Genomic DNA, 25,578 nt, shown 5'->3' on the forward strand with positions numbered 1-25,578 from the left:
ATCAGGCCTGGGCCAGCTCGGCACGCATGGCGGCGATGACTTCCGCGTAGTCCGGCGCGTTGAAGATGGCCGAGCCAGCGACGAAGGTGTCGGCACCGGCGGCGGCGATCTCGCGGATGTTCTTCAGATTGACGCCACCGTCGATCTCCAGGCGGATGTCGCGGCCTGAGGCGTCGATCAGGGCACGGGCCTCGCGCAGCTTGTCGAGGGTGCCGGGGATGAACTTCTGCCCACCGAAACCGGGGTTGACGCTCATCAGCAGGATCATGTCGACCTTGTCCATCACGTACTTCAGTACGTCCAGCGGGGTGGCCGGGTTGAACACCAGACCGGCCTTGGCGCCGCCGTCGCGGATCAGCTGCAGGGAGCGGTCGATGTGCTCGGAGGCTTCCGGGTGGAAGGTGATGTAGCTGGCACCGGCCTCGATGAAGTCACCGATGATGCGATCCACCGGCTTGACCATCAGGTGCGCGTCGATGGGCGCGGTGATGCCGTACTTGCGCAGCGCCGAGCAGACCATCGGGCCGATGGTCAGGTTGGGCACATAGTGGTTGTCCATCACGTCGAAGTGAACGATGTCGGCGCCGGCCGCGAGAACGTTCTCCACTTCCTCGCCCAGGCGGGCGAAATCGGCGGAAAGGATCGACGGAGCGATGGCAAAGGGCTGCATGGTTGACCTCAGGGCGGAATCACGGTGGCGCGGATTGTAGCCGGGATGGATCGCGCGCGGGGATTAGACCGATGACTGAGGAAAAAGAACCCGCCCGCACGGGGAGCGGGCGGGCGGAAGGTTGGAGACTTACTCCGGCATGGACGTGCGCATGCGCTCGCTGCGGCCGCGCAGCCACTCCAGCACCAGCAGCAGGGCGACGGAGAAGCCGATCAGCAGGGTCGCGGCGGCGGCGATGGTGGGGCTGAGGTTCTCGCGGATACCGCTGAACATCTGGCGCGGCAGGGTGGCCTGCTCGGGGCCGGCGAGGAACAGGGTCACCACCACTTCGTCGAAGGACGTGGCGAAGGCGAACAGGGCTCCGGAGATCACTCCCGGGGCGATCAGCGGCAGGGTCACCTTGAAGAAGGCGGTCAGCGGCGGCGCCCCCAGGCTGGCGGCGGCGCGCACCAGGTTGTAGTTGAAGCCCTGCAGGGTGGCCGACACGGTGATGATCACGAAGGGCACGCCCAGCACCGCATGCACCAGGATCAGCGAGATGTAGCTGTTGCCAAGACCCAGCGGCGCGAAGAACAGGTAGGCGGCGACACCGATGATCACCACCGGCACCACCATCGGCGAGATCAAGAGGCTCATCACCAGCGCCTTGCCGCGGAACTCGCCACGGGTCAGGCCGATGGAGGCCAGGGTGCCGAAGACCATTGCCAGCACGGTGGCCGCCGGAGCGACGATCATGCTGTTGGTCAGCGAACGCATCCACTCCGCCGAATTGAAGAAATCGGCGTACCAGCGCAAGGAGAATCCTTGCAGCGGGTAGACCAGGAAGGTGCCGGAGTTGAACGACAGCGGGATGATCACCAGCACCGGCAGGATCAGGAACAGCAGCACCAGGCCGCAGAGGCCGCGCAGCGTGTAGAACCACAGGCGTTCGACCGGGGACATGTAGGGACTCAGCATTTTCTTGTTCTCCTCAGCCCAGGCGCAGGCGGCCGGCGCCTACCAGCCAGGTGTAGACCACATAGAGCACCAGGGTGGCGAACAGCAGCATGCCGCCCAGGGCCGTGGCCATGCCCCAGTTGATGGTGGTGTTGGTGAAGAAGGCGACGAAGTAGCTGACCATCTGGTCGTTCGGGCTGCCCAGCAGCGCCGGGGTGATGTAGTAGCCGATGGACAGGATGAACACCAGCAGGCACCCGGCGCCGACGCCGGCCACGGTCTGAGGGAAGTACACCTTCCAGAAGCTGGCGAAGGGGTGGCAGCCGAGGGAGATCGCCGCCCGCATGTAGCTGGGGGAGATGCCCTTCATCACGCTGTAGATCGGCAGGATCATGAACGGCAGCATGATGTGCACCATGGCGATGTAGACGCCGGTGCGGTTGAACACCAGTTGCAGCGGCTGGTCGATCAGCCCGAGCTTGATCAGCGCGCCGTTGATCAGGCCGCCGGATTGCAGCAGCACGATCCAGGCCGCCACCCGCACCAGGATCGAGGTCCAGAAGGGCAGCAGTACCAGGATCATCAGCAGGTTGCTCTGGCGGGTCGGCAGGTTGGCCAGCAGATAGGCCAGCGGATAGGCCAGCAGCAGGCAGATCACGGTGATCACCGCGCCCATCCAGAAGGTGCGGGCGAAGATGTCCAGGTAGATCGCCTGGTCCGGGGTGGCCGGGGCCAGTTCGCCCAGGTCGTCGATGCGATGGTCGAGGGCGGCCAGCAGGTAATAGGGGGTCAGGTGGCTGTCGTTGCGGCGGATGGTCTGCCAGTAGGCCGGGTCTCCCCAGCGCTCGTCCAGGCCTTCCAGCGCTTCCTTGTAGGAGGCCGGCTCGGTCTTGAACGGCAGGGAGCGGGCGGTCTTGGCCATCAGGCTGCGGTAGCCGGCCAGCTCCATGTTCAGGCGCTTGGAAAGGTCGCCGATGGTCTGGTTCTTGCGCGCCTCGGCGAGGTCTTCGGCCAGGGCCTTGTACACGGGCTCGGCGGGCAGCGCCTTGCCGTCCCAGCCGGCAATGGCCTCGACCGTGCGCGGCATGGAACCGACCACTTCCGGGTTGTTCACGCTCTTGTAGAGCAGCGCGCCGATCGGCACCAGGAAGGTCAGCAGGAGGAAGATCAGCAGCGGCAGGATCAACGCCTGGGACTTCAGGCGGTTCATCCGCTCGGCTCGGGCGAGGCGCTGCTTGAGGCTGGGGCCGGCGACCTCGTCAAGGGGTACTGCAGTGGCCATGGCGAACTCCGTTGGAACAGGGTTGGACTTTCAGCCCCGTGGGGCGAGGCGAGGACCCTTGGTCCTCACCCCCTTCTCCCGACGGGAGAAGGGGGGAGCGGCGGCCTTACTTGGCCGCCCAGGAGTTGAAGCGCTGTTCCAGCTGCTCGCCGTAGTCAGCCCAGAAGGTGACGTCCATGGCGACCTGGTCCTTGATGTTCTCAGGCGTGGTCGGCATGTCCTTCAGCAGGCCCTTGTCCAGCAGCGGCACGGCCTGGGTGTTGGCCGGGCCGTAGGCGATGTTCTCGGAGTAGGTCTTCTGCTGCTCGGGCTTGACCGAGTAAGCGATGAATTCCTTGGCCTTGTCGGCATCCTTGGCGCCCTTCGGAATGGCCCAGGAGTCGAAGTCGTAGATACCGCCGTTCCACACGACCTTGAGATTGCTCTCCTTCTGCACGGCGGCGATGCGGCCGTTGTAGGCGGAGCTCATGACCACGTCACCGGAGGCGAGGAACTGCGGCGGCTGGGCGCCGGCTTCCCACCACTGGATGCTCGGCTTGATCTCGTCGAGCTTCTTGAAGGCACGGTCCTGGCCTTCCTTGGTGGCGAGCACGCTGTAGACGTCCTTGGGCGCGACGCCGTCGGCCATCAGGGCGAATTCCAGGGTGTACTTGGCGCCCTTGCGCAGGCCGCGCTTGCCCGGGAATTTCTTCACATCCCAGAAATCGGCCCAGCTGGTGGGGGCGGACTTCAGCTTGTCGGCGTTGTAGGCCAGCACGGTGGACCACACGAAGAAGCCGACGCCGCAGGACTGGATGGCACCGGGAACGAAGTCTTCCTGCTTGCCGAACAGAGCCGGATCGAGCTCTTCGAACAGACCTTCGTCACAACCGCGGGAGAGTTCGGGCGACTCCACTTCCACCAGGTTCCAGGACACGCTGTTGGTGTCGACCATGGCTTTCACCTTGGCCATCTCGCCGTTGTACTCGCCGGCGATGATCTTGTTGCCGGAGGCCTTCTGGTAGGGCTCGTAGAAGGCCTTCACCTGGGCATTCTTGTTGGCGCCGCCAAAGGACACCACGGTCAGGTCAGCGGCCATGGCCTGGGCGGCGCAGGCCAACCCGAGGGCGATGGCGGTGAGTTTCAGGGATTTCGACATTGTTGTTTTCTCCACAGTGCAGGGTTGCAAATGCCTTGGTGCCGTCGCGTCATTCCGCCAACAGCGGGTCCAGTGCGCGGACGTGCTCCACTTGCCAGCCGAGCGGCACCACATCGCCTACCGCCAGTGCGGGGTCGAGCTCAGCAATAGGTTGCTTGACGAAGAAATCGGGCTTGCCGCAGACCTCCATGCGGATGCGCACGTGGTCGCCCAGGTAGATGAACTCGGCGACGCGCCCGGAGAAGCGGTTCACGCAGCTCTCGCTGTGGCCGTTCAGGCGTACGCGCTCGGGGCGGATCGACAGGGTCACCGGCTCGCCCGGCTTGCCGACATTGATCGCCAGCGCCTCGACCTTCTCTCCGCGGGACAGGCGCACCACGCACTTGTCACCCTCGCGGCTTTCCAGCTGGCCATTGAGGCGGTTGTTCTCGCCGATGAAGTTGGCCACGAAGGTGTTGCGCGGCAGCTCGTAGAGCTCGCGCGGCGGCGCGATCTGCTGGATCTCGCCCTGGTGGAACACCGCCACGCGGTCGGACATGGTCAGGGCTTCGCCCTGGTCGTGGGTCACATAGACCACGGTGACGCCCAGACGCTGATGGATGTGCTTGATCTCCATCTGCATGTGTTCACGCAGCTGCTTGTCCAGGGCGCCCAGGGGCTCGTCCATCAGCACCAGCTGCGGCTCGAAGACCAGCGCGCGGGCCAGGGCCACACGCTGCTGCTGGCCACCGGAAAGCTGGCCGGGGTAGCGGTTGCGGAAAGCGTCCAACTGGACCATGGACAGCGCGCGCTTGACCCGTTCGCTGGCGTCGGTCTTGCTCATGCCGCGCACCGAGAGCGGGAAGGCCAGGTTCTCGGCCACCGTCATGTGCGGGAACAGGGCGTAGTTCTGGAACACCATGCCGATGTCGCGCTTGTGCGGTGGCACGTTGTTGATGGAACGACCGGCCAGCAGGATTTCGCCGTTGGTGGGCGTCTCGAACCCGGCGAGCATCATCAGGCTGGTGGTCTTGCCGGAGCCGGACGGCCCGAGCAGGGTAAGGAATTCGCCTTTGCGAATGTCCAGGTTGAGGTCTTTGACGATCAGGGTCTCGCCGTCGTAGCTCTTCTGTACGCCGCGAAAGCTGACCAGGATGTCGCTGCCTTTTGTCTCGGCCATAACCGCACCTTTGTTTTTGTGTCTGCCGTAGGAGAAAGCCTAGAGAAGGCGGCAAGCCACGCAAATCGGGCGGTATGAGAGATTGCTATAAGGCTTAGAGAGGATTTCTTGTAGGGATCGCCCTACAAATCAGATCGCCATTGTCGGACATTCACAGCAGCTTGTGTTCCACGGCGTACTTCACCAGGTCCGCCACCGAATGCAGCCCCAGCTTCTGCATCAGCCGCGCCTTGTGGGTGCTCACCGTTTTGCTGCTGACCGCCAGCTGCTGGGCGATTTCGTTGACCCCCTCCCCTCTCACCAGGCGCTCGAACACCGAGAACTCCCGTTCGGACAGCGAGGTGTGCGCGGGACGCGAGTCGGTCAGGCCGACCTCGAAGACCATGCGGTCGGCCAGCTCCGGGTCGATGTAGCGGCCGCCGGAAGCCACCTTGCGGATGGCGGTGAGTAGCAATGCCGGGTCGCTGTCCTTGGTGGCGTAGCCGGCGGCGCCGATCTTCAGCGCCCTTGCGGCCATCTGCGCTTCATCGTGCATCGACAGCACCAGCACCGCCGGAGGATTGTTCAGGGCGCGGATGCGCGGGATGGCTTCCAGGCCATTGACCCCGGGCATGGAGATATCCAGCAGCACCACTTCGCAGGGCGTGCTGCGCAAGGCCTCGAGCAACTGCTCGCCATTGGCGGCTTCGCCGGCGACGCAGAGATCCTTCGCCAGACCTATGAGCTGCTTGATGCCCTCGCGGACGATGGTGTGGTCCTCGGCGACCAGGACTCGAATCACGCTACTGCCTCCTTATCCAGGGCGACCTGCACAGAAAGAGTGGTGCCCTCCCCCGGCTGGCTGTCCACTTCCAGCGTGCCGCCGAGCATGAGCACCCGCTCGCGCATGCCGACCAGGCCGAAGGAGCCGCCGCGCAGGCCTTCCTGCAGGTCGAAGCCACGCCCGTCATCGCTCACGCGCAGGCACAGCATGCCTGCTTCGACGCTCAGGCGCACCTCTACCGTGTGCGCATCGGCGTGGCGCATGACGTTGGTCAAGGCCTCCTGCAGGACACGGAACAGGCCCACCGCCTTGGCATCGGACAGCCGCGGCAGTTGCTCCGGCACTTCCACCAGGCAGGGAATCTGCGTGCGTGCTTCGAAACGTCGCGCCTGCCACTCGATGGCCGAGGCGATACCGGCGTCGAGGATGGGCGGGCGCAGCGCCGTGGCCACATCGCGCACCAGCTGGAAGAGCTGGGCAATGAGACGTTTCATGCTCTCCAGGCGCTCCCGCAGGCCGGCGTCCAGGCCCGCATAAGCCAGCTCGCACATGGAGGTTTCCAGCTTGAGCACGGTGAGCACCTGGCCCAGTTCGTCGTGCACTTCGCGGGCGATGCGCGCCTTCTCCTCCTCGCGCACACTCTCAAGGTGCGCGGACAGCTCACGCAGCTGGGCACGGGACTCGGCCAGCTCCAGCTCGATCTGCTTGTTCTCGGTGATATCCCAGACCACCCCGTCCCAGATTGCCCGGCCATCGTCGAAGGTCCGCGCGCCGGCCTTGATGTCGGCCCAACGCAGTTGCCCCTCGCGAGTGAGAATGCGGCCCTGCCAGTGCCAGTCGCGGTCGGCATCCAGCGCTTGCGCCTGGCTTTGCCAGTAAGCGTCGCGGTCATCCGGATGGACCAGGCCGCGAATGCCGCGTCCGGTGTTCAGCAACTCACTGGCGCTGTAGCCCACCAGGCCTTCGCTGCCCTCCCCGATGAAGGCGAAGGCCGAGGGCGCACCGGCCCTGGGCCGCTCCAGGCGGAACACCAGGCCGGGCACGTTGGAGGCGATGCCCTTGAGGCGAGCCTCGCTCTCTTCCAGGGCCTCGCGGGCGCGGCGGCGCTCGGTGGCATCGGAGAGGAACACCACCAGGTACTCGGAAGTGCCGAAGCGCAGGAAGCTCAGGGACACATCGGCTGGCAGCCAGCTGCCGTCCGGGCGCAGGCAGCGGGTTTCGAAGCTGAGCGGGCCCTCGTCGTTGTTGCGGGCACGGCGCCAGAGGTTGAGCCAGCGGTCCATGGTCAGTTCGGGCTCGAAATCAGCCAGGGGCCGGTCCGCCAGGCTACCCGCCAGGTAGCCGAGCATCTGTTCGGCGGCGCGGTTGGCATAGCGCACGTGGCTGTCCCAGTTCACCCAGAGGATCCCCAGGGTGCTGTGGTCGATGGAGAACTGGGTGAGGCGCAGGGCTTCTTCGGCCGCTTCGCGCAATTGCAGGGCATGGCGGGCGTCCAGCAGTTGCCGCTCCAGTCCGCGACCCTGGCGACGGAGCCAGGCGATGATCAGGGCCGCGCTCAGCAACAGCACGCCCAGCAGCAGACTGAGGTTCTGCCAGAAACCGGCGGACTCGCCCAGGCGCGGATACTTGGGCTGCAGCCAGCGTTCATGGAGCTGGTCGAGGTCCTTGGCCGGCAGGCTGCGCAGGGCGATATCGACGATCGCCGCCAGCTCCGGCCAGTCCCGCCGCGTGGCCACCCGCAGCAGCTGCGGGAAACCGATATCCCCCACCACCGCCACGCCGGCGAATTCCTGCTCGCGGGACAGTCGGCTGAGCTGGGCTTCGTCCAGTACCGCATAGCGCACCTGCTCGGCGAACAGCGCCTGGAGAGCCTGGCGTTCGCTGGCCATCGGCCTGAGTTCAAGGTTGGAGTAGGTGGAGCGCAGGTAGTCGGCGACCGCACTGGGTTGGCGCAAAGCGACGGGCGAAGTGGCATCGAGCTGCTCCAGGTCCACAGCGGCGCTGCCGTCACGTTCGCCCACCAGCAGCTGGGAAACGCGCATGTAAGGGTCGGAAAAGAGCCAGAGGCGCAGGCCGGCAGGCGTCTGACCTAGGCCAGGGGCGAGGTCGATCTGGCCAGCACGCAGCGCCTGCTCCAGCTCGTCCTGGCTGTCATAGGTGCGCCAGGCCAGCTCCACTCCCATGGCCTTCGCCAGCCACGTCATCAACTCCACGTTGGCGCCCGAGAGCTGCTGCAGGCGGCGATCGAGCTGGACATAGGGCGCCTGCAATACAGCCCCGACGCGGAGCTGGCCATGGCTCTCGAGCCATTGTCGCTGGCCCTCGTCCAGGGGCAGCTGGGTCGGCGCCGCCGATACGGACATCGCCAGGCAACAGACGCACAGCAAGGAAAAGAACGCACGGATCATCGACGGCCAACCACCACGAGGAGAACAGCTGACATACCTTACTCCAGCCTTGACGAACCATGCGAAAGCTCAGCCTGACAAATGTCGATCGAGCCATTAGGCTCCTGTTTCCCAGCTCGACCAGGAACGCCCGGATGCCTCGCGCCTTTCGCCCGCCTCTCACGGCCCTCTGCCTCGCCCTGCTGCCGGCCACCGGCCTGCTCGCGGCGGAGGAGAGCGCCGTCCCGACCAAGGAACCGGCGCCCGTGGCAGAACGCGCGCCCCTGACCGAGCGCAGCCAGCAGGACGCCAGTGGCCTGGAACGGCGCCTGCCCGCCCGGGAGCAACAACAGTTGCAGGCTGGCGGGGAAAGCGTTCTCGCCCTGTGGCAGCCGGCCTACAGCGGCGAGTCCAGTGGCCTGGTGATCCTCCTGCCCGGCGCGGGCGAGAGCGCCGACTGGCCGGAGGCCGTAGGGCCGCTGCGGCGGAGCCTGCCAAACGCCGGCTGGAGCACCCTCAGCCTGACCCTGCCCGACCCCAGCGGTGACCCGCTGCCGCCGCGCCCGCTGAAGACCGAGCCGGCGAGCAAGGCGGAACCCGCGGCGAGCCCGGAGCAAGTGGAAGAAGATGGCCCGGCCAGTACCGAGCAGGCCGGCAGCGCCGAACCCAATACCGACCCCGCGCCACCACCGCTGTCCCGCGAGGCCATCGAGAAAACTCAGTCGGGCCGCGTCTTCGCGCGAATCGAGGCGGCACTGGCTTTCGCCCGCCAGCAAAAGCCGAAGTCCATCGTGCTGCTCGGCCACGGCACCGGCGCCTATTGGGCGGCGCAATACCTGACGAGCCAGGAGCCGGCGGATGTACGCAACCTCCTGCTGGTAGCCGCCGAACAACCGGTCGGCTACGAGCCGGCGTTGGAGGAGTCGCTGCCGCTACTGAAGCTCGCCACCGGCGACTTCTACTACAAGGACCAGCCCACCGCGCACGACGCCGCGCTGCTTCGCCTGCAGGCGAGCAAGCGGCAAAAGCACCCGGCCTATATCCAGATCGCCATGAACAGCCTGGCGGGGGACCGTGCCACGGAGCAGGAACAACTGGTCCGTCGCGTTCGCGGCTGGCTGAGCCTGCATGTGCAGGCTGGTGAGCGGAAAGGGAACATGCCCGATAGCTGAATCCCCCCGGGAACCTGACCGGGCTCCCGCGAGCCGGGGATGAACAACAGGCGGTGCGCAGGGGCTCAGCGGAAACCGTGGCGCTCGCGAATCAGGCTGTAGGCACTGTGCAGCTCGCGAGTGCGCTCGGTGGCGGCACGGACCAGGGCGGGGCTGGCGCCCGAACCGGCCAGCTTGTCCGGATGGCTCTGGCTGAGCAGACGACGGTAGGCACGCTTGATGACCGCCGGTTCGCAGTCCGCAGTCACGCCCAGCAGATTGAGGGCGTCCTTGTAGCTGTTGCCGCGCCGGGGAGGCAGCCCCTGGGGCGTGTCATAGCCGGCGCCGAGTGCCTCCACCTGCTGAACGGAGAAGCCCAGCCAACGCCCCCATTGCAGGATCAGCTCGCGCTCGTGCTTGCCGATGCGTCCATCGGACGCGGCCATCTGCCAGCAACTGCGCAGCAGGCGCTCCACGGTCATGCGCTCATCCTTCAGCTTGCTCAGGGAGCCATGCAGGTCATCACCGCCGTTCTTGCCGCGATTGAAGGCGGCGATGGCACGACGAGTACCCGCCTCGTCCAGCCCCTGCCGCTTCATCTCGGAACGGGCCTGCTGGATATGGGCCTCCCGCACCCGCCCGTCGCTCTTGGCCAGGCGACCGAGCAGGATAAACAGCAGGTCCTGCGGATCGATGGCCGGGTTACCGCCCAAGCGCGCTCGCAGCGCACTCCAGGAGTCCAGCTGCAGGCGCCGGTCGAGCACGTGGCCCAGCAGGCCGCCGAGCAAGGCACCCGGGATGCTCGCCAAGGCGAATCCGGCTGCAGCGCCTATCAGGGTAGCCGGCCAGACCAACTCAGGCCTCCGCCATCAGCAGGCGCTCGACTTCCGCCAGGCGCTCGTGGGTGCCCACGTCCACCCAGCGGCCACTGAAGTGCTCGCCGCTCACCTCACCGCGGGCCATGGCCTGGCGCAACAGCGGGGCGAGCTTGAAGGCGCCCGCCTGGCAACCCTCGAAGAGCCGAGGGTGGAGCACGGCGAGACCACTGTAGGTGAGACTGGGCTCATCCTCGACCGCGTCGCTGACCTGGCCGCCGACCAGACGGAAGTCGCCACGCGGATGGTGCGCCGGGTTATCCACCAGCACCAGGTGGGCCAGTCCCCCCAAAGGGCGACGCAGGTGGCGGAAGTCGAAGTCGGTCCAGACATCGCCATTGACCACCAGGAAAGGCTCATCCCCCAGCAGTGGCAGGGCCCGGAAGATGCCGCCGCCGGTTTCCAGCGGCTCGCCTTCGGCAGAGTAACGGATGGACAGGCCGAAACGCGCTCCGTCGCCCAGGTGCTCTTCGATCTGCTGACCGAGCCAGGCATGGTTGATCACCAGCTCGCGAAATCCCGCCTCCGCCAGGGCGCGGAGGTGGAACTCGATCAGCGGCGTGCCGGCGGCGCGCACCAGTGGCTTGGGGGTATGCAGGGTCAGGGGGCGCATGCGCTCGCCCTTGCCCGCGGCAAGGATCATGGCCTTCATTCGGGCACGACCTCCAGCAGCGGCATACCGGCCAGCAAGGTGCCCAGCTCGGCCAGTTCCGGCCTGCGCGCGACCACCGCTTCTATATAAGAGAAGAAGCGCGGCACGTCATCCAGGTACTTGGGCTTGCCATCGCGGTGGCAGATACGCGCGAAGATGCCAATGACCTTGAGGTGACGCTGCACCCCCATCAGGTCGCTGGCACGGTGGAACTCGGCGAAATCGGCCTGGACGGGGACGCCCGCCTCCCGCGCCTGGTTCCAGTAACGCTCCAGCCAGCCGGCGACGCGTTCTTCCGGCCAGCTGAGAAAGGCATCCTTGAACAGGCAGGTGACGTCGTAGGTGACGGGGCCGTACACGGCATCCTGGAAATCCAGCACGCCGGGGTTCGGGCTGCTCAGCATCAGATTGCGCGGCATGTAGTCCCGGTGCACCAGGACCTTGGGCTGGTCCAGGGCGCTGCCGATCAGCAGGTCGGAAATACGCTGCCAGGCGGCCAGGCGCTCACCTTCCAGTTCGATGCCGAGGTGGCGTTGCAGGTACCACTCCGGGAAGAGTTGCAGTTCACGACGCAACAGGGCGTCGTCGTAGCTGGGCATGGGAACATCCAGACTGCGCTTCTGGAAGGTCAGCAGCGCTTGCAGGGCGTCGTCGAACAGCTGATCGGCGTTGTCGGCGTTGATCACATCGAGGTAGGTCTGGCGGCCCAGGTCGTCGAGGATCAGGAAGCCCTGCTCCACGTCGGCGGCCAGGATGCGCGGTGCGTGCACGCCTGCTTCGGCGAGCATGCCGGCAACCTTGACGAAAGGGCGGCAGTCCTCTCGAGGCGGCGGGGCGTCCATCAGGATCAGCGTATGGCCGTCGCCTTCCCAGCGGAAATAGCGGCGGAAGCTGGCATCGCTGCTGGCCGGGACCAACCTGGCCACGGGCACGGGGCCCCAGCCTTCGGCAGCGAACAGGGTGGGCAGTTGCTGGTCCAGCCATTGGCTCAGCTGCTGAAGGCGCAGGTCTTCATGGTGCATTGGGGTGGTCTCCGGCGGCGCTAGCCGTTGTGCGGGTCATGCTTTATTATCCAGCATCTTTTTCAGCCCATCGAGAGGCGTGCGGCCCCAGCGGGCCCAAGGCGCGCAGGAAGCCCGGACTAACAAGATGGCAGTAAGATCTCCCGCGTTTCGTAGAAAGTTTCCCCTACTGGTGACCGGCAGCCTGTTGGCCCTCCAGCCCATAGCCAGCTCGTTCGTCGTTGCCGCAGAACAGTTCGATTGCCAGCCCTCCGCCACGGGCGGCTGGGCCTGCGCCCCCAAGGCCAGCACCGAAAATCTGCCACCGCGCCCGGTGCATGGTAGCAGTGCCGTGAGCTCGACGATCGGCGCCGCACCCCAGGCCGCCGAAGGCCAGGCCGCCGCCGAGGGCAGCAAGGCCACTCTGGTTACCGAAGCCGAAGGCAAGGGCCTGTCTTCCCGCAGCGCCGACTTCAGCCACCTCGACTGGGTCCCGCGCGACCAGCTCACGCCCGCCCAGTTGGCCGAGACCGGCCCCTATTGCGCCGGCGCATACGTCGAACCGCCGCGTCCCGGCATGAACGACGACACGCCGATGGAGGATGCGCCCACCTATATCTCCGCCAAGGCCTCGCGCTACGAGCAGGAGAAACAGATCGCGACCCTCGCCGGTGATGTGGTCCTGCGCCAGGGCAGCATGCAGGTGGAAGCTGACGAAGCCAACCTCCACCAGGCGGAAAACCGCGGTGAGCTGGTGGGCAACGTCAAGCTGCGCGACAAGGGCGCCCTGGTAGTCGGCGACCACGCCGAACTGCAGCTGGACAACGGCGAAGCCAAGATCGACAACGCCGAGTACGTGCTGCACCAGTCCCACACCCGCGGCAACGCGCTCTACGCCAAGCGCCAGGAAGACGCCGTCATCCGTCTGAAGGACGGCACCTACACCCGCTGCGAGCCGGGTGACAACGCCTGGCACCTGAAGGGCAACAACATCAAGCTGAACCCGGCCACCGGCTTCGGCACCGCGACCAACGTCACCCTGCGGGTCAAGGACATTCCGGTGTTCTATACCCCGTACATCTATTTCCCGATCGACGACCGTCGCCAATCCGGCTTCCTGCCGCCGACCATCGGCAGCAGCAGCGACACCGGCTTCCTGCTGGTTACACCCTACTACTTCAACCTGGCGCCGAACTACGACGCCACCCTGTATCCACGCTACATGGCCAAGCGCGGTCTGCTGACCGAAGGCGAATTCCGTTACCTGACCCACAGCAGCCAGGGTCAGTTGGGCGCCGCCTACCTCGACGACCAGGAAGACGAGCGCAAGCTCATGTCCGAGTACGAGAGGAAGCGCTGGCTGTACAGCTGGAAGCACACCGGCGGCCTGGACTCCCGCCTGCTGGCGGAAGTCGACTACACCGACATCAGCGACCCGTACTACTTCGATGACCTGGACACCGACCTGGGCATCACCACGCCGACCTATGTCAATCAGCGCGGCACCCTGACCTACCGTGGCGACTCCTATACGGCGAAACTGAATGCCCATGCCTACGAGCTGGCAACCATCTCCGATATCACGCCGTACGATCGATTGCCGCAGATCACCCTGGATGGCGTCCTGCCCGTCCAGCCGGGCGGTCTGAACTTCGCCTACAGCACCGAGTTCGTGCGCTTTGACCGCAACCTGCGTGAAGGCAACTTCTTCGACATCGATGGCCTGGCCTCGCCATGGAACGACAACAACGTCGTAGGTCTTGCCCGCGCCAATGGCGACCGCACCCACCTCGAACCGAGCGTCAGCCTGCCGATGAACTGGACTTGGGGCTTCCTCAAGCCGCAGGTCAAGTACACCTATACCCAGTACGAGCTGGACCTGGACCAGCGCGGCAAGAACACCCTGCTGGTCGACGAGACCTTCCATGGCAGCCAGGATCGCCAGATACCGATCTACAGCGTCGACAGTGGCCTGTACTTCGACCGCAAGACCCAGTTCTTCGGCAGGGACTACACCCAGACCCTGGAACCGCGCCTGTACTACCTCTATGTGCCGGAAGAAGACCAGACCGATATCCCGCTGTTCGACACCGGCGAGTACACCTTCAACTACGCCTCGCTGTTCCGCGACAATCGCTTCTCCGGCCGCGACCGCATCGGCGACGCCAATCAGGTTTCCCTCGGGGTGACCAACCGCTGGGTCGAGTCCAACGGTTTCGAGCGCCAGCGCTTCAGCATCGGCCAGGCCTTCTACTTCCAGGACCGCAAGGTGCAGCTGCCGGGTATCGACTTCAATACCCGCGCCGACGCCCAGGCCTCGACCTCGCCCTATGCGCTGGAATACCTGTACCGTTTCAATCGCGACTGGCGCATCACCTCGGACTTCAACTGGGACCCGGATGCCCATCGCACCCGCTCCGGCAGTGCGATGTTCCACTACCAGCCTGAAGACAATCCGAACAAGGTGGTCAACGTCGGCTACCGCTACCGCAACGACACCATCGCCTATGACCAGTCCACCGGTAAATGGGTCGTGGGCGGCGGCGACTTCGGCACGCCGACGCTGGCTGACGGCTCGCCCAACCCGAACTTCATCAAGGACTACTACAAGATCAGCCAGCACGACTTCTCGGTCATCTGGCCGGTGGTCCCGCAGTGGAGCGCCATCGCCCGCTGGCAGTACGATTACAATCGTGATCGCACCCTGGAAGCCTTCGGTGGCTTCGAGTACGACAGCTGCTGCTGGAAGCTGCGCCTGATCAACCGCTACTGGGTCGACTACGACGAATTCGACCAGAACCCCACCCCTTCCAACGACAGCGGCGACCACGGGATCTTCCTGCAAATCGTCCTGAAAGGCCTCGGCGGCATCGTCGGCAACAAGGCCGAAGGCTTCCTGGAAAAAGGTATTCAAGGTTACCGTGAACGTGAAGACCAAGCTCTCTGATTACCTGCGCCCGCTGCTATTGGGTGCCCTGCTCCTCGGCGGCGTTGCGCACGCCGAGGTGCGCTCCATCGACCGAGTGGTCGCCATTGTCGACAACGACGTGATCATGCAGAGCCAGCTGGACCAGCGCCTGCGCGAAGTGCAGCAGACCATCGCCAAGCGTGGCGCCTCCCTGCCGCCCGAGCACGTGCTCAGCCAGCAGGTACTGGAACGCCTGATCATCGAGAACATCCAGCTGCAGATCGGCGACCGTTCCGGCATCCGCATCGCTGATGAAGAGCTGAACCAGGCCATCGAAGCCATCGCCCAACGCAATGGCATGACCATCGACCAGTTCCGCGCCGCGCTCTCCCGTGATGGCCTGTCCTTCGATGATGCCCGCGAACAGGTCCGCCGCGAGATGATCATCAGCCGCGTGCGCCAGCGCCGCGTGGCCGAGCGCATCCAGGTCACCGACCAGGAAGTGCAGAATTTCCTCGCCTCCGACATGGGCAAGATCCAGCTGTCCGAAGAGTTCCGCCTGGCCAACATCCTGATCCCGGTGCCGGAAGGCTCCTCGCCCAGCACCATCCAGGCCGCCGAGCGCCAGTCCCAGGAGCTGTACCAACAGCTCCGCCAGGGCGCCGACTTCGCCCAGCTGGCGATTTCCCGCTCCGCCGGCGAGACCGCCCTGGAAGGCGGCGAGATCGGCTGGCGCAAGGCCGCCCAGCTGCCTCCGCCCTTCGACAGCATGATTGGCGCCCTGTCCGTGGGCGAGGTGACCGAGCCGGTCCGCACCCCAGGCGGCTTCATCATCCTCAAGCTGCTGGACAAGCGCGGTGGCGAGGCAATGGTTCGTGACGAAGTGCACGTGCGCCACATCCTGCTCAAGCCCAGCGAAATCCGCAGCGACGCGGAAACCCAGCGCCTGGCTGAACGCCTCTATGAGCGCATCCAGTCCGGTGAAGACTTCGGCGAGCTGGCCAAGAGCTTCTCGGAAGACCCGGGCTCGGCCCTCAACGGCGGCGACCTGAACTGGATCGACCCCAATGCCCTGGTGCCGGAGTTCCGCGAAGTCATGGCCCAGACCCCGGCCGGCAAGCTTTCCAAGCCGTTCAGGAGCCAATACGGCTGGCACGTGCTGGAAGTGCTGGGCCGCCGGGCCACCGATAGCAGCGAGAAGTTCCGCGAACAGCAGGCCCTGAACGTGTTGCGCAACCGCAAGTACGACGAGGAACTGCAGGCCTGGCTGCGCCAGATTCGCGACGAGGCCTACGTCGAGACCAAGCTGTAAAACCCGAGCGAGTCTCGGCCACGCGCTGGCGGTACAATCGCCGCCAGCGTATCGGCCCCCTGCACAGGACTCGCCATGACCTCTCTCCGCTTCGCCCTCACCCCAGGTGAACCCGCCGGCATCGGCCCCGACCTCTGCCTGCTGCTCTCCCGCTCCGCCCAGCCCCATGCCCTGATCGCCATCGCCAGTCGCCAGCTGCTCGAACAGCGCGCCGCCGAACTGGGCCTGTCGATCCGCCTGATCGAAGTCGAGCCCGTCAATCTTCCCGATACCCCGGCTCCTGCCGGCAGTCTCTACGTCTGGGACACCCCGCTGCGGGCGACCGCGCAGCCGGGGCAACTCTCCCCACAGAATGCCGACTATGTGCTGGAGACCCTTACCCGCGCCGGCCAGGGCTGCCTCGACGGGCTCTTCGCCGGGATGATCACCGCACCTGTGCACAAGGGCGTGATCAATGAAGCCGGCATCGCCTTCTCCGGCCACACCGAGTTCCTCGCCGACCTGACGGCCACCCGCCAGGTGGTGATGATGCTGGCCACTCGCGGCCTGCGCGTGGCCCTGGTGACCACCCACCTGCCGCTCAAGGACGTCGCCGCCGCCATCACCCCCGAACGCCTGCAGCGGGTGAGCCGCATCCTGCATGCGGATCTGGTGAACAAGTTCGGAATCGCCCGGCCGCGCATCCTGGTCTGCGGGCTCAACCCCCATGCGGGGGAAGGCGGCCACCTGGGGCGGGAGGAACTGGAAATCATCGAGCCAACCCTGGAAGGCCTGCGCGCGGAAGGCCTGGACCTGATCGGCCCGCTGCCGGCCGACACCCTGTTCACGCCCAAGCATCTGGAGCACTGCGATGCGGTGCTCGCCATGTACCACGACCAGGGCCTGCCGGTGCTCAAGTACAAGGGCTTCGGTGCAGCGGTGAACGTCACCCTCGGCCTGCCGATCATCCGTACCTCGGTGGATCACGGTACCGCCCTCGACCTGGCCGGCACCGGCCGCATCGACTGCGGCAGCCTGGAAGTCGCCCTGGAAACCGCCTACCAGATGGCGGCCAGCCGCGCCGGGGCTGAAAGCTGATAGCCAATAGCTGGAAGCCCGGGAGGATGCCGCATTTCGGCCTTGCCGGTGCAATGGGGTAAACTGCGCGCCTTTCCCAGCTTCCAGCTTCAAGCCCCAGGCTTCTAGCTGCTCCAATTGGAGCCTTCGATGTCCGAACACTACCAACACCGCGCGCGCAAGCGTTTCGGTCAGAACTTCCTGCATGATGCCGGCGTCATCCACCGCATCCTGCGCAGCATCCACGCCCGCGCGGGCGAACGCCTGCTGGAGATCGGCCCGGGCCAGGGCGCCCTCACCGAAGGGCTGCTGGGCAGCGGCGCCCAGCTCGACGTGGTCGAGCTGGACCTCGACCTGATCCCGATCCTCCAGCATAAGTTCGGCCAGCTGCCGAACTTCCGCCTCAACCAGGGCGACGCACTGAAATTCGATTTCCGCCAGCTCGACGCCGAACCGCACAGCCTGCGGGTGGTGGGCAACCTGCCGTACAACATCTCCACGCCGCTGATCTTCCATCTGCTGGACCACGCTGACCTGATCCGCGATATGCACTTCATGCTGCAGAAGGAAGTCGTGGAGCGCCTGGCCGCCGAGCCCGGCGGTGGCGACTGGGGACGCCTGTCGATCATGGTCCAGTACCACTGCCGCGTGGAGCATCTGTTCAACGTCGGCCCTGGCGCCTTCAATCCGCCCCCCAAGGTGGACTCCGCCATTGTCCGCCTGGTGCCCCACGAAGTGCTGCCGCACCCGGCCAAGGATGTCGCCCTGCTGGAGCGCGTGGTGCGCGAAGCCTTCAACCAGCGTCGCAAGACCCTGCGCAACACCCTCAAGGGCCTGCTGGACTCCGCCGCGATCGAGGCGGCGGGCGTGGATGGCGGGCTGCGACCGGAGCAGCTCGACCTGGCCGCCTTCGTCCGCCTGGCCGATCAACTGGCCGTGGCAGGCACCAGGCCCTAGACTCCAATCCAGCTATTCGAGAGCTTTCGCGTGTCCGATACCCGCTATCAGGTCGACGTCAGCGTCGCCACCCGCTTCCTCCCGGAACAGTCGCAGCCGGACGAGAATCGTTTTGCCTTCGCCTACACCGTGACCATCCAGAACAATGGCGAGCTGCCGGCCAAGCTGCTCAGCCGCCATTGGGTGATCACCGATGGTGACGGCCATGTGCAGGAAGTCCGCGGTGCCGGGGTGGTCGGCCAGCAGCCCTTGATCGCCCCGGGCGCCAGCCACACCTATACCAGCGGCACCGTGATGGCGACGCAAGTCGGCAGCATGCAGGGCAGCTACCAGATGGTCGCCGACGACGGCAAACGCTTCGACGCCATCATCGCCCCCTTCCGCCTCGCCGTTCCCGGCTCGCTGCACTGAGGAGCGCGGTATGACGGCTTATGCAGTCGGCGATCTCCAGGGCTGCCTGGACCCGCTGAAATGCCTGTTGGAGCAGGTCCGTTTCGACCCGGCGCGGGACCAGCTCTGGCTGGTGGGCGACCTGGTCAATCGCGGGCCCAAATCCCTGGAAACCCTGCGCTTTCTCTATTCCATCCGAGAGTCCGTGATCTGCGTGCTCGGCAACCATGACCTGCACCTGCTGGCCGTGGCGCACAACATCGAGCGACTGCGCAAGGCCGACACCCTGCGCGAGATCCTCGACGCGCCGGACTGCGCCGAACTGCTGGACTGGCTGCGCCGGCAGAAGCTGCTGCATTACGACGAGAAACGCGATGTGGCCCTGGTCCACGCGGGCATTCCGCCGCAGTGGTCCCTGAGAAAAGCCCTCAAGCGCGCAGCTGAAGTCGAGGAGGCCCTGCAGGACGACGCCCGTCTGCCGCTGTTTCTCGACGGCATGTACGGCAATGATCCGGCCAAATGGGACAAGGACCTGCATGGCGTCACACGCCTGCGGGTCATCACCAACTACCTCACCCGCATGCGCTTCTGCCGGGCTGACGGCACCCTTGACCTCAAGTCCAAGGAAGGCCTGGAAACGGCGCCCCCCGGCTTCGCCCCCTGGTTCAGCTACCCCGACCGCAAGACCCGCGGGCAGAAGATCATCTTCGGCCACTGGGCGGCCCTGGAAGGCAAGTGCAACGAACCCGACCTGTTCGCCCTCGACACCGGCTGCGTCTGGGGCGGCGCCATGACCCTACTGAACATCGACAGCGGCGCGCGCATCAGTTGCAGCTGCGAGGAGAACCGCCATGAGTGAATTCCAACGCATCGCCCCCGAGCAGGCCCAGACCCTGCGCGAACAGGGTGCCGTAGTGGTCGACATCCGCGACCCGGAGAGCTTCGCCATCGGCCACATCAGCGGCTCGCACCACCTGGACAATCACTCGCTGGCCGATTTCATCGCCCGCGCCGACTTCGACAAACCCCTGATCGTCGCCTGCTACCACGGCAACTCCAGCCAGGGCGCAGCCGCCTACCTCGCCCACCAGGGCTTCTCCGAGGTCTACAGCCTGGACGGCGGATTCGAACTCTGGCGCAGCCTCTACCCCGCCGAAGTGGCCCAGGGCAGCGGCGAGTAAAAAATTTTTCGGTGAGGCGCAACCCCGCGCCATCACTGGCTTAGCGCCAACTCCCCGACGGACGGTAATCCCCTGTTATGGTTCCGTCATGCTTGACCTTGCCGATTACGAACTACTCTTAGCTCAGGCCATCCAAAAAAGGGGAGAGCCGGCACACCGGTTCCGGGCCATCGGCAGCGACCATTAAGGTGTTCTGGGGGATTTACATCGGCCGACCTTCTCGGCTGACAGCCCGCACCCGCACAACCGACCCCGCGCCGGCTTCCAGTTTCCAGCGAGGTGACGTCATGAGCATTTTCAGCCACTTCCAACAACGATTCGAAGCGAGCCGCCAGGAAGAGTATTCCCTGCAGGAATACCTTGAGCTGTGCAAGCAGGACCGTAGTGCCTATGCCAGTGCGGCGGAACGTATGCTCCTGGCCATTGGCGATCCGGAGCTGCTCGATACCTCGCTCGATCCGCGGCTGTCACGGATCTTCTCCAACAAGGTGATTCGCCGCTATCCGGCCTTCGCCGACTTCCATGGCATGGAAGAGTGCATCGACCAGATAGTCGCCTTCTTCCGCCATGCCGCCCAAGGCCTGGAAGAGAAGAAACAGATCCTTTACCTGCTGGGCCCGGTGGGCGGCGGCAAGTCGTCCCTGGCGGAAAAGCTCAAGCAACTGATGGAGCACGTGCCCTTCTATGCCATCAAGGGCTCCCCGGTGTTCGAGTCGCCACTCGGCCTGTTCAACCCTGACGAGGATGGCGCCATCCTCGAGGAAGAGTACGGTATCCCGCGGCGTTACCTGCGCACGGTGATCTCGCCCTGGGCCACCAAGCGCCTGAACGAATTCGGCGGCGACATCAGCAAGTTCCGCGTGGTCAAGCTCTACCCCTCGATCCTCAACCAGATCGCCATCGCCAAGACCGAACCGGGCGATGAGAACAACCAGGACATCTCCTCCCTGGTGGGCAAGGTGGATATCCGCAAGCTGGAGGAATTCCCGCAGAACGACGCCGACGCCTACAGCTATTCGGGCGCGCTGTGCCGGGCCAACCAGGGCCTGATGGAATTCGTCGAGATGTTCAAGGCGCCGATCAAGGTGCTGCACCCGTTGCTGACCGCAACCCAGGAAGGCAACTACAACAGCACCGAGGGCCTGGGCGGCCTGCCCTTCAGCGGCATCATCCTGGCCCACTCCAACGAATCGGAATGGCACAGCTTCCGCAACAACAAGAACAATGAAGCCTTCATCGACCGTATCTACATCGTCAAGGTGCCCTACTGCCTGCGGGTGGCCGACGAGATCAAGATCTACGACAAACTGCTGGCCAACAGCTCCCTGGCCCATGCCCACTGCGCGCCGGACACCCTGCGGATGCTCGCCCAGTTCTCCGCACTGTCGCGCCTGAAGGAGCCGGAGAACTCCAACATCTACTCGAAGATGCGCGTCTACGACGGCGAGAACCTCAAGGACACCGATCCCAAGGCCAAGTCGATCCAGGAATACCGCGACTCCGCGGGCGTGGACGAAGGCATGAACGGCCTGTCGACCCGCTTCGCGTTCAAGATCCTCTCCAAGGTCTTCAACTTCGACCCCCACGAGATTGCGGCCAACCCGGTGCACCTGCTCTACGTCCTGGAGCAGCAGATCGAGCAGGAACAGTTCCCCGCCGAAACCCGCGAGCGCTACCTGCGCTACATCAAGGAGTACCTGGCGCCGCGCTATATCGAGTTCATCGGCAAGGAAATCCAGACCGCCTACCTCGAGTCCTACAGCGAGTACGGCCAGAACATCTTCGACCGTTACGTGCTGTACGCGGACTTCTGGATCCAGGATCAGGAATACCGCGACCCGGAAACCGGCGAGATCCTCAATCGCGTGGCCCTGAACGAGGAACTGGAAAAGATCGAGAAACCGGCCGGCATCAGCAACCCGAAGGACTTCCGCAACGAGATCGTCAACTTCGTGCTGCGCGCCCGGGCCAACAACAACGGCAAGAACCCGAGCTGGCTCAGCTACGAGAAGCTGCGCGTGGTCATCGAGAAGAAGATGTTCTCCAACACCGAGGACCTTCTGCCGGTCATCAGCTTCAATGCCAAGGGCAGCAAGGAGGAGCAGCAGAAACACAACGACTTCGTCAAACGCATGGTCGAGCGCGGCTATACGGAGAAACAGGTACGCCTGCTGTCCGAATGGTACCTGCGGGTACGCAAGTCGCAGTAAAACAGTCTCAAGCTGCAAGCCTGGAACAAGCCTGCAGGAGGCGCCGTCGCGTACGGCGTCCTCCTCGCATTGCAGCCTGAAACTCCCCGGAGGGGTCTATGAGCTACGTCATCGACAGGCGTCTGAACGGCAAGAACAAGAGCACGGTGAACCGCCAGCGCTTCTTGCGGCGTTACCGTGAGCACATCAAGAAGGCCGTGGAGGAGGCCGTGAGCCGCCGTTCCATCACCGACATGGAACACGGTGAACAGATCAGCATTCCCGGCCGCGATATCGACGAGCCCATCCTTCACCACGGCCGCGGCGGGCGGCAGACCATAGTCCACCCCGGCAACAAGGAATTCACCGCCGGTGACCGCATTCCCCGCCCCTCCGGTGGCGGAGGCGGGCGCGGCGGCGGCAAGGCCAGCAACCAGGGCGAAGGGATGGACGACTTCGTCTTCCAGATCACCCAGGAGGAATTCCTCGACTTCATGTTCGAGGACCTCGAGTTGCCCAACCTGGTCAAGCGCCACCTCACCGGGGCGGATACCTTCAAGACGGTGCGCGCCGGCATCAGCAACGAAGGCAGCCCGTCACGCATCAACATCGTCCGCACCCTGCGCTCGGCCCACGCCCGGCGCATCGCCCTGTCCGGCAGCAGCCGCAGCAAGCTCAAGGACGCCCAGGCGGAACTGGAACGGCTGAAACGGGAAGAGCCGGACAATTTTGGCGACATCCAGGAACTTGAGGCCGAAATAGCGAAACTTCGCGCCAGAATCGAACGTGTTCCGTTCCTCGACACCTTCGACCTCAAGTACAACCTGCTGGTCAAGCAGCCCAACCCCTCCTCCAAGGCGGTGATGTTCTGCCTGATGGACGTGTCCGGCTCCATGACCCAGGCGACCAAGGACATCGCCAAGCGCTTCTTCATCCTCCTGTACCTCTTCCTCAAGCGGAACTACGACAAGATCGAGGTCGTGTTCATCCGCCACCACACCAGCGCTCGCGAGGTGGACGAGGAGGAATTCTTCTATTCCCGGGAAACCGGCGGCACCATCGTCTCCAGCGCACTCAAGCTGATGCAGGAGATCATGGCCGAGCGCTATCCGATCAACGAATGGAACATCTATGCCGCCCAGGCCTCGGATGGCGACAACTGGAACGACGATTCCCCCATCTGCCGGGATATCCTGATCAAGCAGATCATGCCGTTCGTGCAGTACTACACCTACGTCGAGATCACCCCGCGCGAGCACCAGGCGCTATGGTATGAGTACGAACAGGTCTGCGAGGCGTTCGATGACACCTTCGCCCAGCAACAGATCGTCTCGACGGCGGATATCTACCCGGTGTTCCGGGAGCTCTTCCAGCGCCGGCTCGTGACCTGAGGGAGGCGTGAAATGACTGCCAGCAAGAAGGAACGCAAGCCAATTTCCACGGGGTCGGAATGGACCTTCGACCTGATCCGCGCCTATGACCGCGAAATCAGCCGGATCGCCGAACGCTATGCGCTGGACACCTACCCGAACCAGATCGAGGTGATCAGCGCGGAGCAGATGATGGATGCCTACGCCTCCGTCGGCATGCCCATCGGCTACCACCACTGGTCCTACGGCAAGCATTTCCTCGCCACCGAGAAGGGCTACTCCCGTGGCCAGATGGGCCTGGCATACGAGATCGTGATCAACTCCGATCCCTGCATCGCCTACCTGATGGAGGAAAACACCATCACCATGCAGGCCTTGGTCATCGCCCACGCCTGCTACGGCCACAACAGCTTCTTCAAGGGTAACTACCTGTTCCGCACCTGGACCGACGCCAGTTCCATCATCGACTACCTGGTGTTCGCCAAGCAGTACATCAACCAGTGCGAAGAACGCCACGGCATAGATGCAGTGGAAGACCTGCTGGACTCCTGCCATGCCCTGATGAACTACGGAGTCGACCGCTACAAGCGCCCCTACCCTATTTCGGCCGAGGAAGAGCGACGCCGGCAGAAGGAACGCGAGGAGCACCTGCAGAAGCAGATCAACGACCTCTGGCGCACCATTCCCAAGGGCGCCGGCAAGGGCGGGGACAAGGACAACCAGCGCTTCCCCGCCGAACCCCAGGAAAACATCCTCTACTTCATCGAGAAACACGCACCGCTGCTGGAGCCCTGGCAACGGGAAGTGGTGCGCATCGTGCGCAAGATTGCCCAGTACTTCTACCCGCAACGCCAGACCCAGGTGATGAACGAGGGCTGGGCCACCTTCTGGCACTACACCATCCTCAATGACCTCTACGACGAAGGCCTGGTCACCGATGGCTTCATGATGGAGTTCCTGCAGTCGCACACCAGCGTGGTCTACCAGCCGGGCTTCGACAGCCCCTATTACAGCGGGATCAACCCCTACACCCTGGGCTTCGCCATGTACCGCGACATCCGCCGTATCTGCGAAGACCCCACAGAGGAGGACAAGCACTGGTTCCCGGACATCGCCGGCAGCGACTGGTTGTCCACCCTCAAGTTCGCCATGAAGAGCTTCAAGGACGAAAGCTTCATCCTGCAGTTCCTCTCCCCCAAGGTGATCCGTGATCTCAAGCTGTTCAGCATCCTCGACGACGACCAGAAGGACGAGCTGCTGGTGCCGGCGATCCACGATGAGCAAGGCTACCGCCTGATCCGCGAGACCCTGGCCTCCCAGTACAACCTCGGTAACCGCGAACCCAACGTGCAGATCTGGAGTGTCGACCGCCGGGGCGACCGCTCGCTGACCCTGCGCCACCAGCAACACGACCGCAAACCCTTGGGCGACTCCACCGACGAAGTGCTCAAGCACCTGCATCGCCTGTGGGGTTTCGACATCCACCTGGAAACCCGCCACGGCGAACAGATCACCGGGAGCCACCACGTCCCCCCAAAGGGGGAGCGCACTGAGGACGGGGAATACCCACGCCTGGACCTGATCATTCCGCCCATTTGATCGGTTGACCGCATGCCCGGCACGCGCCGAGCATGCGTTTCATCCTCAATGGGAGCCGCCCTCAGATGCGACTGTTCCTCGTACTGCTGCTGTGCCTGGCCCTGGCAACCTGCTCCACCCATGTACCGCTGGTTCGAATCCTGCAACCGGCCGCGCCCGAACTGGCCGGGCGCAGCCGCTTCGAACTGGCCTCGCCGGAACGGGCGGTGGATGGCGAGCCGCCTTACCAGGAACGCTACGCCCAGCTCGCCCCATTACTCCGCCAGGGCCTGGAAAACCGCGGCTACCGCGCCTCTGCCAATGCCCAGCTGCGGGTCTATTACTGGCTGGCAATCAGCGATGCGCCACTGGAGTTCAAGGTCGACCAGGCACCGCCCAGCCCCCTCGGCCCCTACCAAGCCATCCATCGCCTGCGCGATGAATCCGGCTCCTTGCGCCTGCGCCTGACGGACCAGACGGGGCAAGTGCTGTGGGAGGGACTGGCCAGCACCGGCCTCAGCCCGTCCTGGGACAGTACCGAACTACTGGAAAACGCGGTCCGTGCGTTGATCGAGCAAGTCCCGGCAGCCCGCTAGGCTGATATCCTCCGCTGCCACGGAGGC

22 protein-coding genes are annotated in these 25,578 nt (G+C 64.8%); 12 read left to right on the forward strand and 10 right to left on the reverse strand.

Features of this window, described 5'->3' with window-relative positions:
* Position 1 precedes the first annotated feature (1 nt).
* The 7 genes from rpe to ACFW0H_RS19650 all read right to left on the reverse strand — a co-directional run bounded on the left by rpe (position 2) and on the right by ACFW0H_RS19650 (position 8,356).
* Positions 2-670 carry a ribulose-phosphate 3-epimerase gene (gene rpe, locus ACFW0H_RS19620; RefSeq protein WP_422915531.1) on the reverse strand — a complete coding sequence of 223 codons (669 nt, stop codon included), beginning with the start codon at positions 668-670 and terminating at the stop codon, positions 2-4.
* A 129-nt stretch (positions 671-799) separates the two neighbouring features.
* Entirely contained in the window at positions 800-1,627 is an 828-nt protein-coding gene (locus ACFW0H_RS19625; protein ID WP_422915532.1) for an ABC transporter permease, read from the reverse strand.
* Positions 1,628-1,640: 13 nt separating this feature from the next.
* Positions 1,641-2,888 (reverse strand): ABC transporter permease, encoded by a 1,248-nt coding sequence (locus tag ACFW0H_RS19630; RefSeq protein WP_422915533.1) that lies wholly within the window; start codon positions 2,886-2,888, stop codon positions 1,641-1,643.
* A 106-nt stretch (positions 2,889-2,994) separates the two neighbouring features.
* Complete coding sequence (locus ACFW0H_RS19635; protein ID WP_422915534.1) at positions 2,995-4,026, reverse strand: ABC transporter substrate-binding protein; 1,032 nt, start codon at positions 4,024-4,026, stop codon at positions 2,995-2,997.
* Between the two features lie 49 nt (positions 4,027-4,075).
* On the reverse strand, positions 4,076-5,185 hold the full coding sequence (locus ACFW0H_RS19640) for an ABC transporter ATP-binding protein (RefSeq protein ID WP_422915535.1): 1,110 nt from the start codon (positions 5,183-5,185) through the stop codon (positions 4,076-4,078).
* A 151-nt stretch (positions 5,186-5,336) separates the two neighbouring features.
* Positions 5,337-5,966 (reverse strand): response regulator, encoded by a 630-nt coding sequence (locus ACFW0H_RS19645; RefSeq protein ID WP_422915536.1) that lies wholly within the window; start codon positions 5,964-5,966, stop codon positions 5,337-5,339.
* Positions 5,963-8,356 carry a PAS domain-containing sensor histidine kinase gene (locus tag ACFW0H_RS19650; protein WP_422915537.1) on the reverse strand — a complete coding sequence of 798 codons (2,394 nt, stop codon included), beginning with the start codon at positions 8,354-8,356 and terminating at the stop codon, positions 5,963-5,965. Before ACFW0H_RS19650 ends, ACFW0H_RS19645 begins: the two co-directional genes overlap by 4 nt.
* 134 nt (positions 8,357-8,490) lie before the next feature.
* Between ACFW0H_RS19650 and ACFW0H_RS19655 the strand changes: the two genes are divergently transcribed.
* Positions 8,491-9,507, forward strand: coding sequence for an alpha/beta hydrolase family protein (locus ACFW0H_RS19655; RefSeq protein WP_422915538.1), 1,017 nt, complete (start codon positions 8,491-8,493; stop codon positions 9,505-9,507).
* 65 nt (positions 9,508-9,572) lie between these two features.
* Here ACFW0H_RS19655 and ACFW0H_RS19660 read toward each other — a convergent pair whose 3' ends face one another.
* From ACFW0H_RS19660 to ACFW0H_RS19670, 3 genes are read right to left on the reverse strand one after another with little or no spacing between them, the layout of a single operon-like run.
* A complete protein-coding gene (locus ACFW0H_RS19660) occupies positions 9,573-10,340 on the reverse strand; it encodes a TerB family tellurite resistance protein (RefSeq protein ID WP_422915539.1) in 768 nt (255 codons plus the stop codon).
* A gap of 1 nt (position 10,341) precedes the next feature.
* Positions 10,342-11,013, reverse strand: a complete 672-nt coding sequence (gene murU, locus ACFW0H_RS19665; protein WP_422915540.1) for an N-acetylmuramate alpha-1-phosphate uridylyltransferase MurU — start codon at positions 11,011-11,013, stop codon at positions 10,342-10,344.
* Positions 11,010-12,035 carry an aminoglycoside phosphotransferase family protein gene (locus ACFW0H_RS19670; protein ID WP_422915541.1) on the reverse strand — a complete coding sequence of 342 codons (1,026 nt, stop codon included), beginning with the start codon at positions 12,033-12,035 and terminating at the stop codon, positions 11,010-11,012. Before ACFW0H_RS19670 ends, murU begins: the two co-directional genes overlap by 4 nt.
* A 127-nt stretch (positions 12,036-12,162) precedes the next feature.
* Here ACFW0H_RS19670 and ACFW0H_RS19675 point away from each other — a divergent pair, with 127 nt between their 5' ends.
* The 11 genes from ACFW0H_RS19675 to ACFW0H_RS19725 all read left to right on the forward strand — a co-directional run bounded on the left by ACFW0H_RS19675 (position 12,163) and on the right by ACFW0H_RS19725 (position 25,551).
* A complete protein-coding gene (locus ACFW0H_RS19675) occupies positions 12,163-14,961 on the forward strand; it encodes an LPS-assembly protein LptD (protein WP_422915542.1) in 2,799 nt (932 codons plus the stop codon).
* Entirely contained in the window at positions 14,942-16,234 is a 1,293-nt protein-coding gene (locus ACFW0H_RS19680) for a peptidylprolyl isomerase (protein WP_422915543.1), read from the forward strand. The genes ACFW0H_RS19675 and ACFW0H_RS19680 overlap by 20 nt, the downstream gene beginning before the upstream one ends.
* 75 nt (positions 16,235-16,309) lie before the next feature.
* The gene (pdxA, locus tag ACFW0H_RS19685; protein ID WP_422915544.1) at positions 16,310-17,311 is read left to right on the forward strand and encodes a 4-hydroxythreonine-4-phosphate dehydrogenase PdxA; all 1,002 of its coding nucleotides are present in this window, start codon (positions 16,310-16,312) and stop codon (positions 17,309-17,311) included.
* A gap of 129 nt (positions 17,312-17,440) precedes the next feature.
* Positions 17,441-18,247 carry a 16S rRNA (adenine(1518)-N(6)/adenine(1519)-N(6))-dimethyltransferase RsmA gene (rsmA, locus tag ACFW0H_RS19690; RefSeq protein ID WP_422915545.1) on the forward strand — a complete coding sequence of 269 codons (807 nt, stop codon included), beginning with the start codon at positions 17,441-17,443 and terminating at the stop codon, positions 18,245-18,247.
* A gap of 30 nt (positions 18,248-18,277) precedes the next feature.
* Positions 18,278-18,658 (forward strand): Co2+/Mg2+ efflux protein ApaG, encoded by a 381-nt coding sequence (apaG, locus tag ACFW0H_RS19695; RefSeq protein ID WP_422915546.1) that lies wholly within the window; start codon positions 18,278-18,280, stop codon positions 18,656-18,658.
* 10 nt (positions 18,659-18,668) lie between these two features.
* Positions 18,669-19,496, forward strand: coding sequence for a symmetrical bis(5'-nucleosyl)-tetraphosphatase (locus ACFW0H_RS19700; protein WP_422915547.1), 828 nt, complete (start codon positions 18,669-18,671; stop codon positions 19,494-19,496).
* Positions 19,489-19,818, forward strand: a complete 330-nt coding sequence (glpE, locus tag ACFW0H_RS19705) for a thiosulfate sulfurtransferase GlpE (RefSeq protein WP_422915548.1) — start codon at positions 19,489-19,491, stop codon at positions 19,816-19,818. Before ACFW0H_RS19700 ends, glpE begins: the two co-directional genes overlap by 8 nt.
* A 287-nt stretch (positions 19,819-20,105) precedes the next feature.
* Positions 20,106-22,028, forward strand: coding sequence for a PrkA family serine protein kinase (locus ACFW0H_RS19710; RefSeq protein WP_422915549.1), 1,923 nt, complete (start codon positions 20,106-20,108; stop codon positions 22,026-22,028).
* 98 nt (positions 22,029-22,126) lie between these two features.
* Positions 22,127-23,398, forward strand: a complete 1,272-nt coding sequence (locus ACFW0H_RS19715) for a YeaH/YhbH family protein (protein WP_422915550.1) — start codon at positions 22,127-22,129, stop codon at positions 23,396-23,398.
* Between the two features lie 12 nt (positions 23,399-23,410).
* On the forward strand, positions 23,411-24,976 hold the full coding sequence (locus ACFW0H_RS19720; RefSeq protein ID WP_422915551.1) for a SpoVR family protein: 1,566 nt from the start codon (positions 23,411-23,413) through the stop codon (positions 24,974-24,976).
* Between the two features lie 65 nt (positions 24,977-25,041).
* Complete coding sequence (locus ACFW0H_RS19725; RefSeq protein ID WP_422915552.1) at positions 25,042-25,551, forward strand: DUF4136 domain-containing protein; 510 nt, start codon at positions 25,042-25,044, stop codon at positions 25,549-25,551.
* The last annotated feature ends 27 nt before the right edge of the window (positions 25,552-25,578 follow it).

Origin of the sequence: Metapseudomonas cellulosilytica (assembly GCF_049334135.1) — a bacterium.
Lineage (GTDB): Bacteria > Pseudomonadota > Gammaproteobacteria > Pseudomonadales > Pseudomonadaceae > Metapseudomonas.

Bases quoted from the DNA above. Each gene is read 5' to 3' on its own strand.
- glpE (WP_422915548.1), top strand. From the start codon at position 19,489: ATGAGTGAATTCCAACGCATCGCCCCCGAGCAGGCCCAGACCCTGCGC.
- ACFW0H_RS19715 (WP_422915550.1), top strand. From the start codon at position 22,127: ATGAGCTACGTCATCGACAGGCGTCTGAACGGCAAGAACAAGAGCACG.
- ACFW0H_RS19625 (WP_422915532.1), bottom strand. From the start codon at position 1,627: ATGCTGAGTCCCTACATGTCCCCGGTCGAACGCCTGTGGTTCTACACG.
- ACFW0H_RS19725 (WP_422915552.1), top strand. From the start codon at position 25,042: ATGCGACTGTTCCTCGTACTGCTGCTGTGCCTGGCCCTGGCAACCTGC.
- ACFW0H_RS19670 (WP_422915541.1), bottom strand. From the start codon at position 12,035: ATGCACCATGAAGACCTGCGCCTTCAGCAGCTGAGCCAATGGCTGGAC.
- ACFW0H_RS19650 (WP_422915537.1), bottom strand. From the start codon at position 8,356: ATGATCCGTGCGTTCTTTTCCTTGCTGTGCGTCTGTTGCCTGGCGATG.
- pdxA (WP_422915544.1), top strand. From the start codon at position 16,310: ATGACCTCTCTCCGCTTCGCCCTCACCCCAGGTGAACCCGCCGGCATC.
- ACFW0H_RS19635 (WP_422915534.1), bottom strand. From the start codon at position 4,026: ATGTCGAAATCCCTGAAACTCACCGCCATCGCCCTCGGGTTGGCCTGC.
- rsmA (WP_422915545.1), top strand. From the start codon at position 17,441: ATGTCCGAACACTACCAACACCGCGCGCGCAAGCGTTTCGGTCAGAAC.
- ACFW0H_RS19720 (WP_422915551.1), top strand. From the start codon at position 23,411: ATGACTGCCAGCAAGAAGGAACGCAAGCCAATTTCCACGGGGTCGGAA.
- murU (WP_422915540.1), bottom strand. From the start codon at position 11,013: ATGAAGGCCATGATCCTTGCCGCGGGCAAGGGCGAGCGCATGCGCCCC.
- rpe (WP_422915531.1), bottom strand. From the start codon at position 670: ATGCAGCCCTTTGCCATCGCTCCGTCGATCCTTTCCGCCGATTTCGCC.
- ACFW0H_RS19630 (WP_422915533.1), bottom strand. From the start codon at position 2,888: ATGGCCACTGCAGTACCCCTTGACGAGGTCGCCGGCCCCAGCCTCAAG.
- ACFW0H_RS19710 (WP_422915549.1), top strand. From the start codon at position 20,106: ATGAGCATTTTCAGCCACTTCCAACAACGATTCGAAGCGAGCCGCCAG.
- ACFW0H_RS19655 (WP_422915538.1), top strand. From the start codon at position 8,491: ATGCCTCGCGCCTTTCGCCCGCCTCTCACGGCCCTCTGCCTCGCCCTG.
- ACFW0H_RS19675 (WP_422915542.1), top strand. From the start codon at position 12,163: ATGGCAGTAAGATCTCCCGCGTTTCGTAGAAAGTTTCCCCTACTGGTG.
- ACFW0H_RS19700 (WP_422915547.1), top strand. From the start codon at position 18,669: ATGACGGCTTATGCAGTCGGCGATCTCCAGGGCTGCCTGGACCCGCTG.
- ACFW0H_RS19640 (WP_422915535.1), bottom strand. From the start codon at position 5,185: ATGGCCGAGACAAAAGGCAGCGACATCCTGGTCAGCTTTCGCGGCGTA.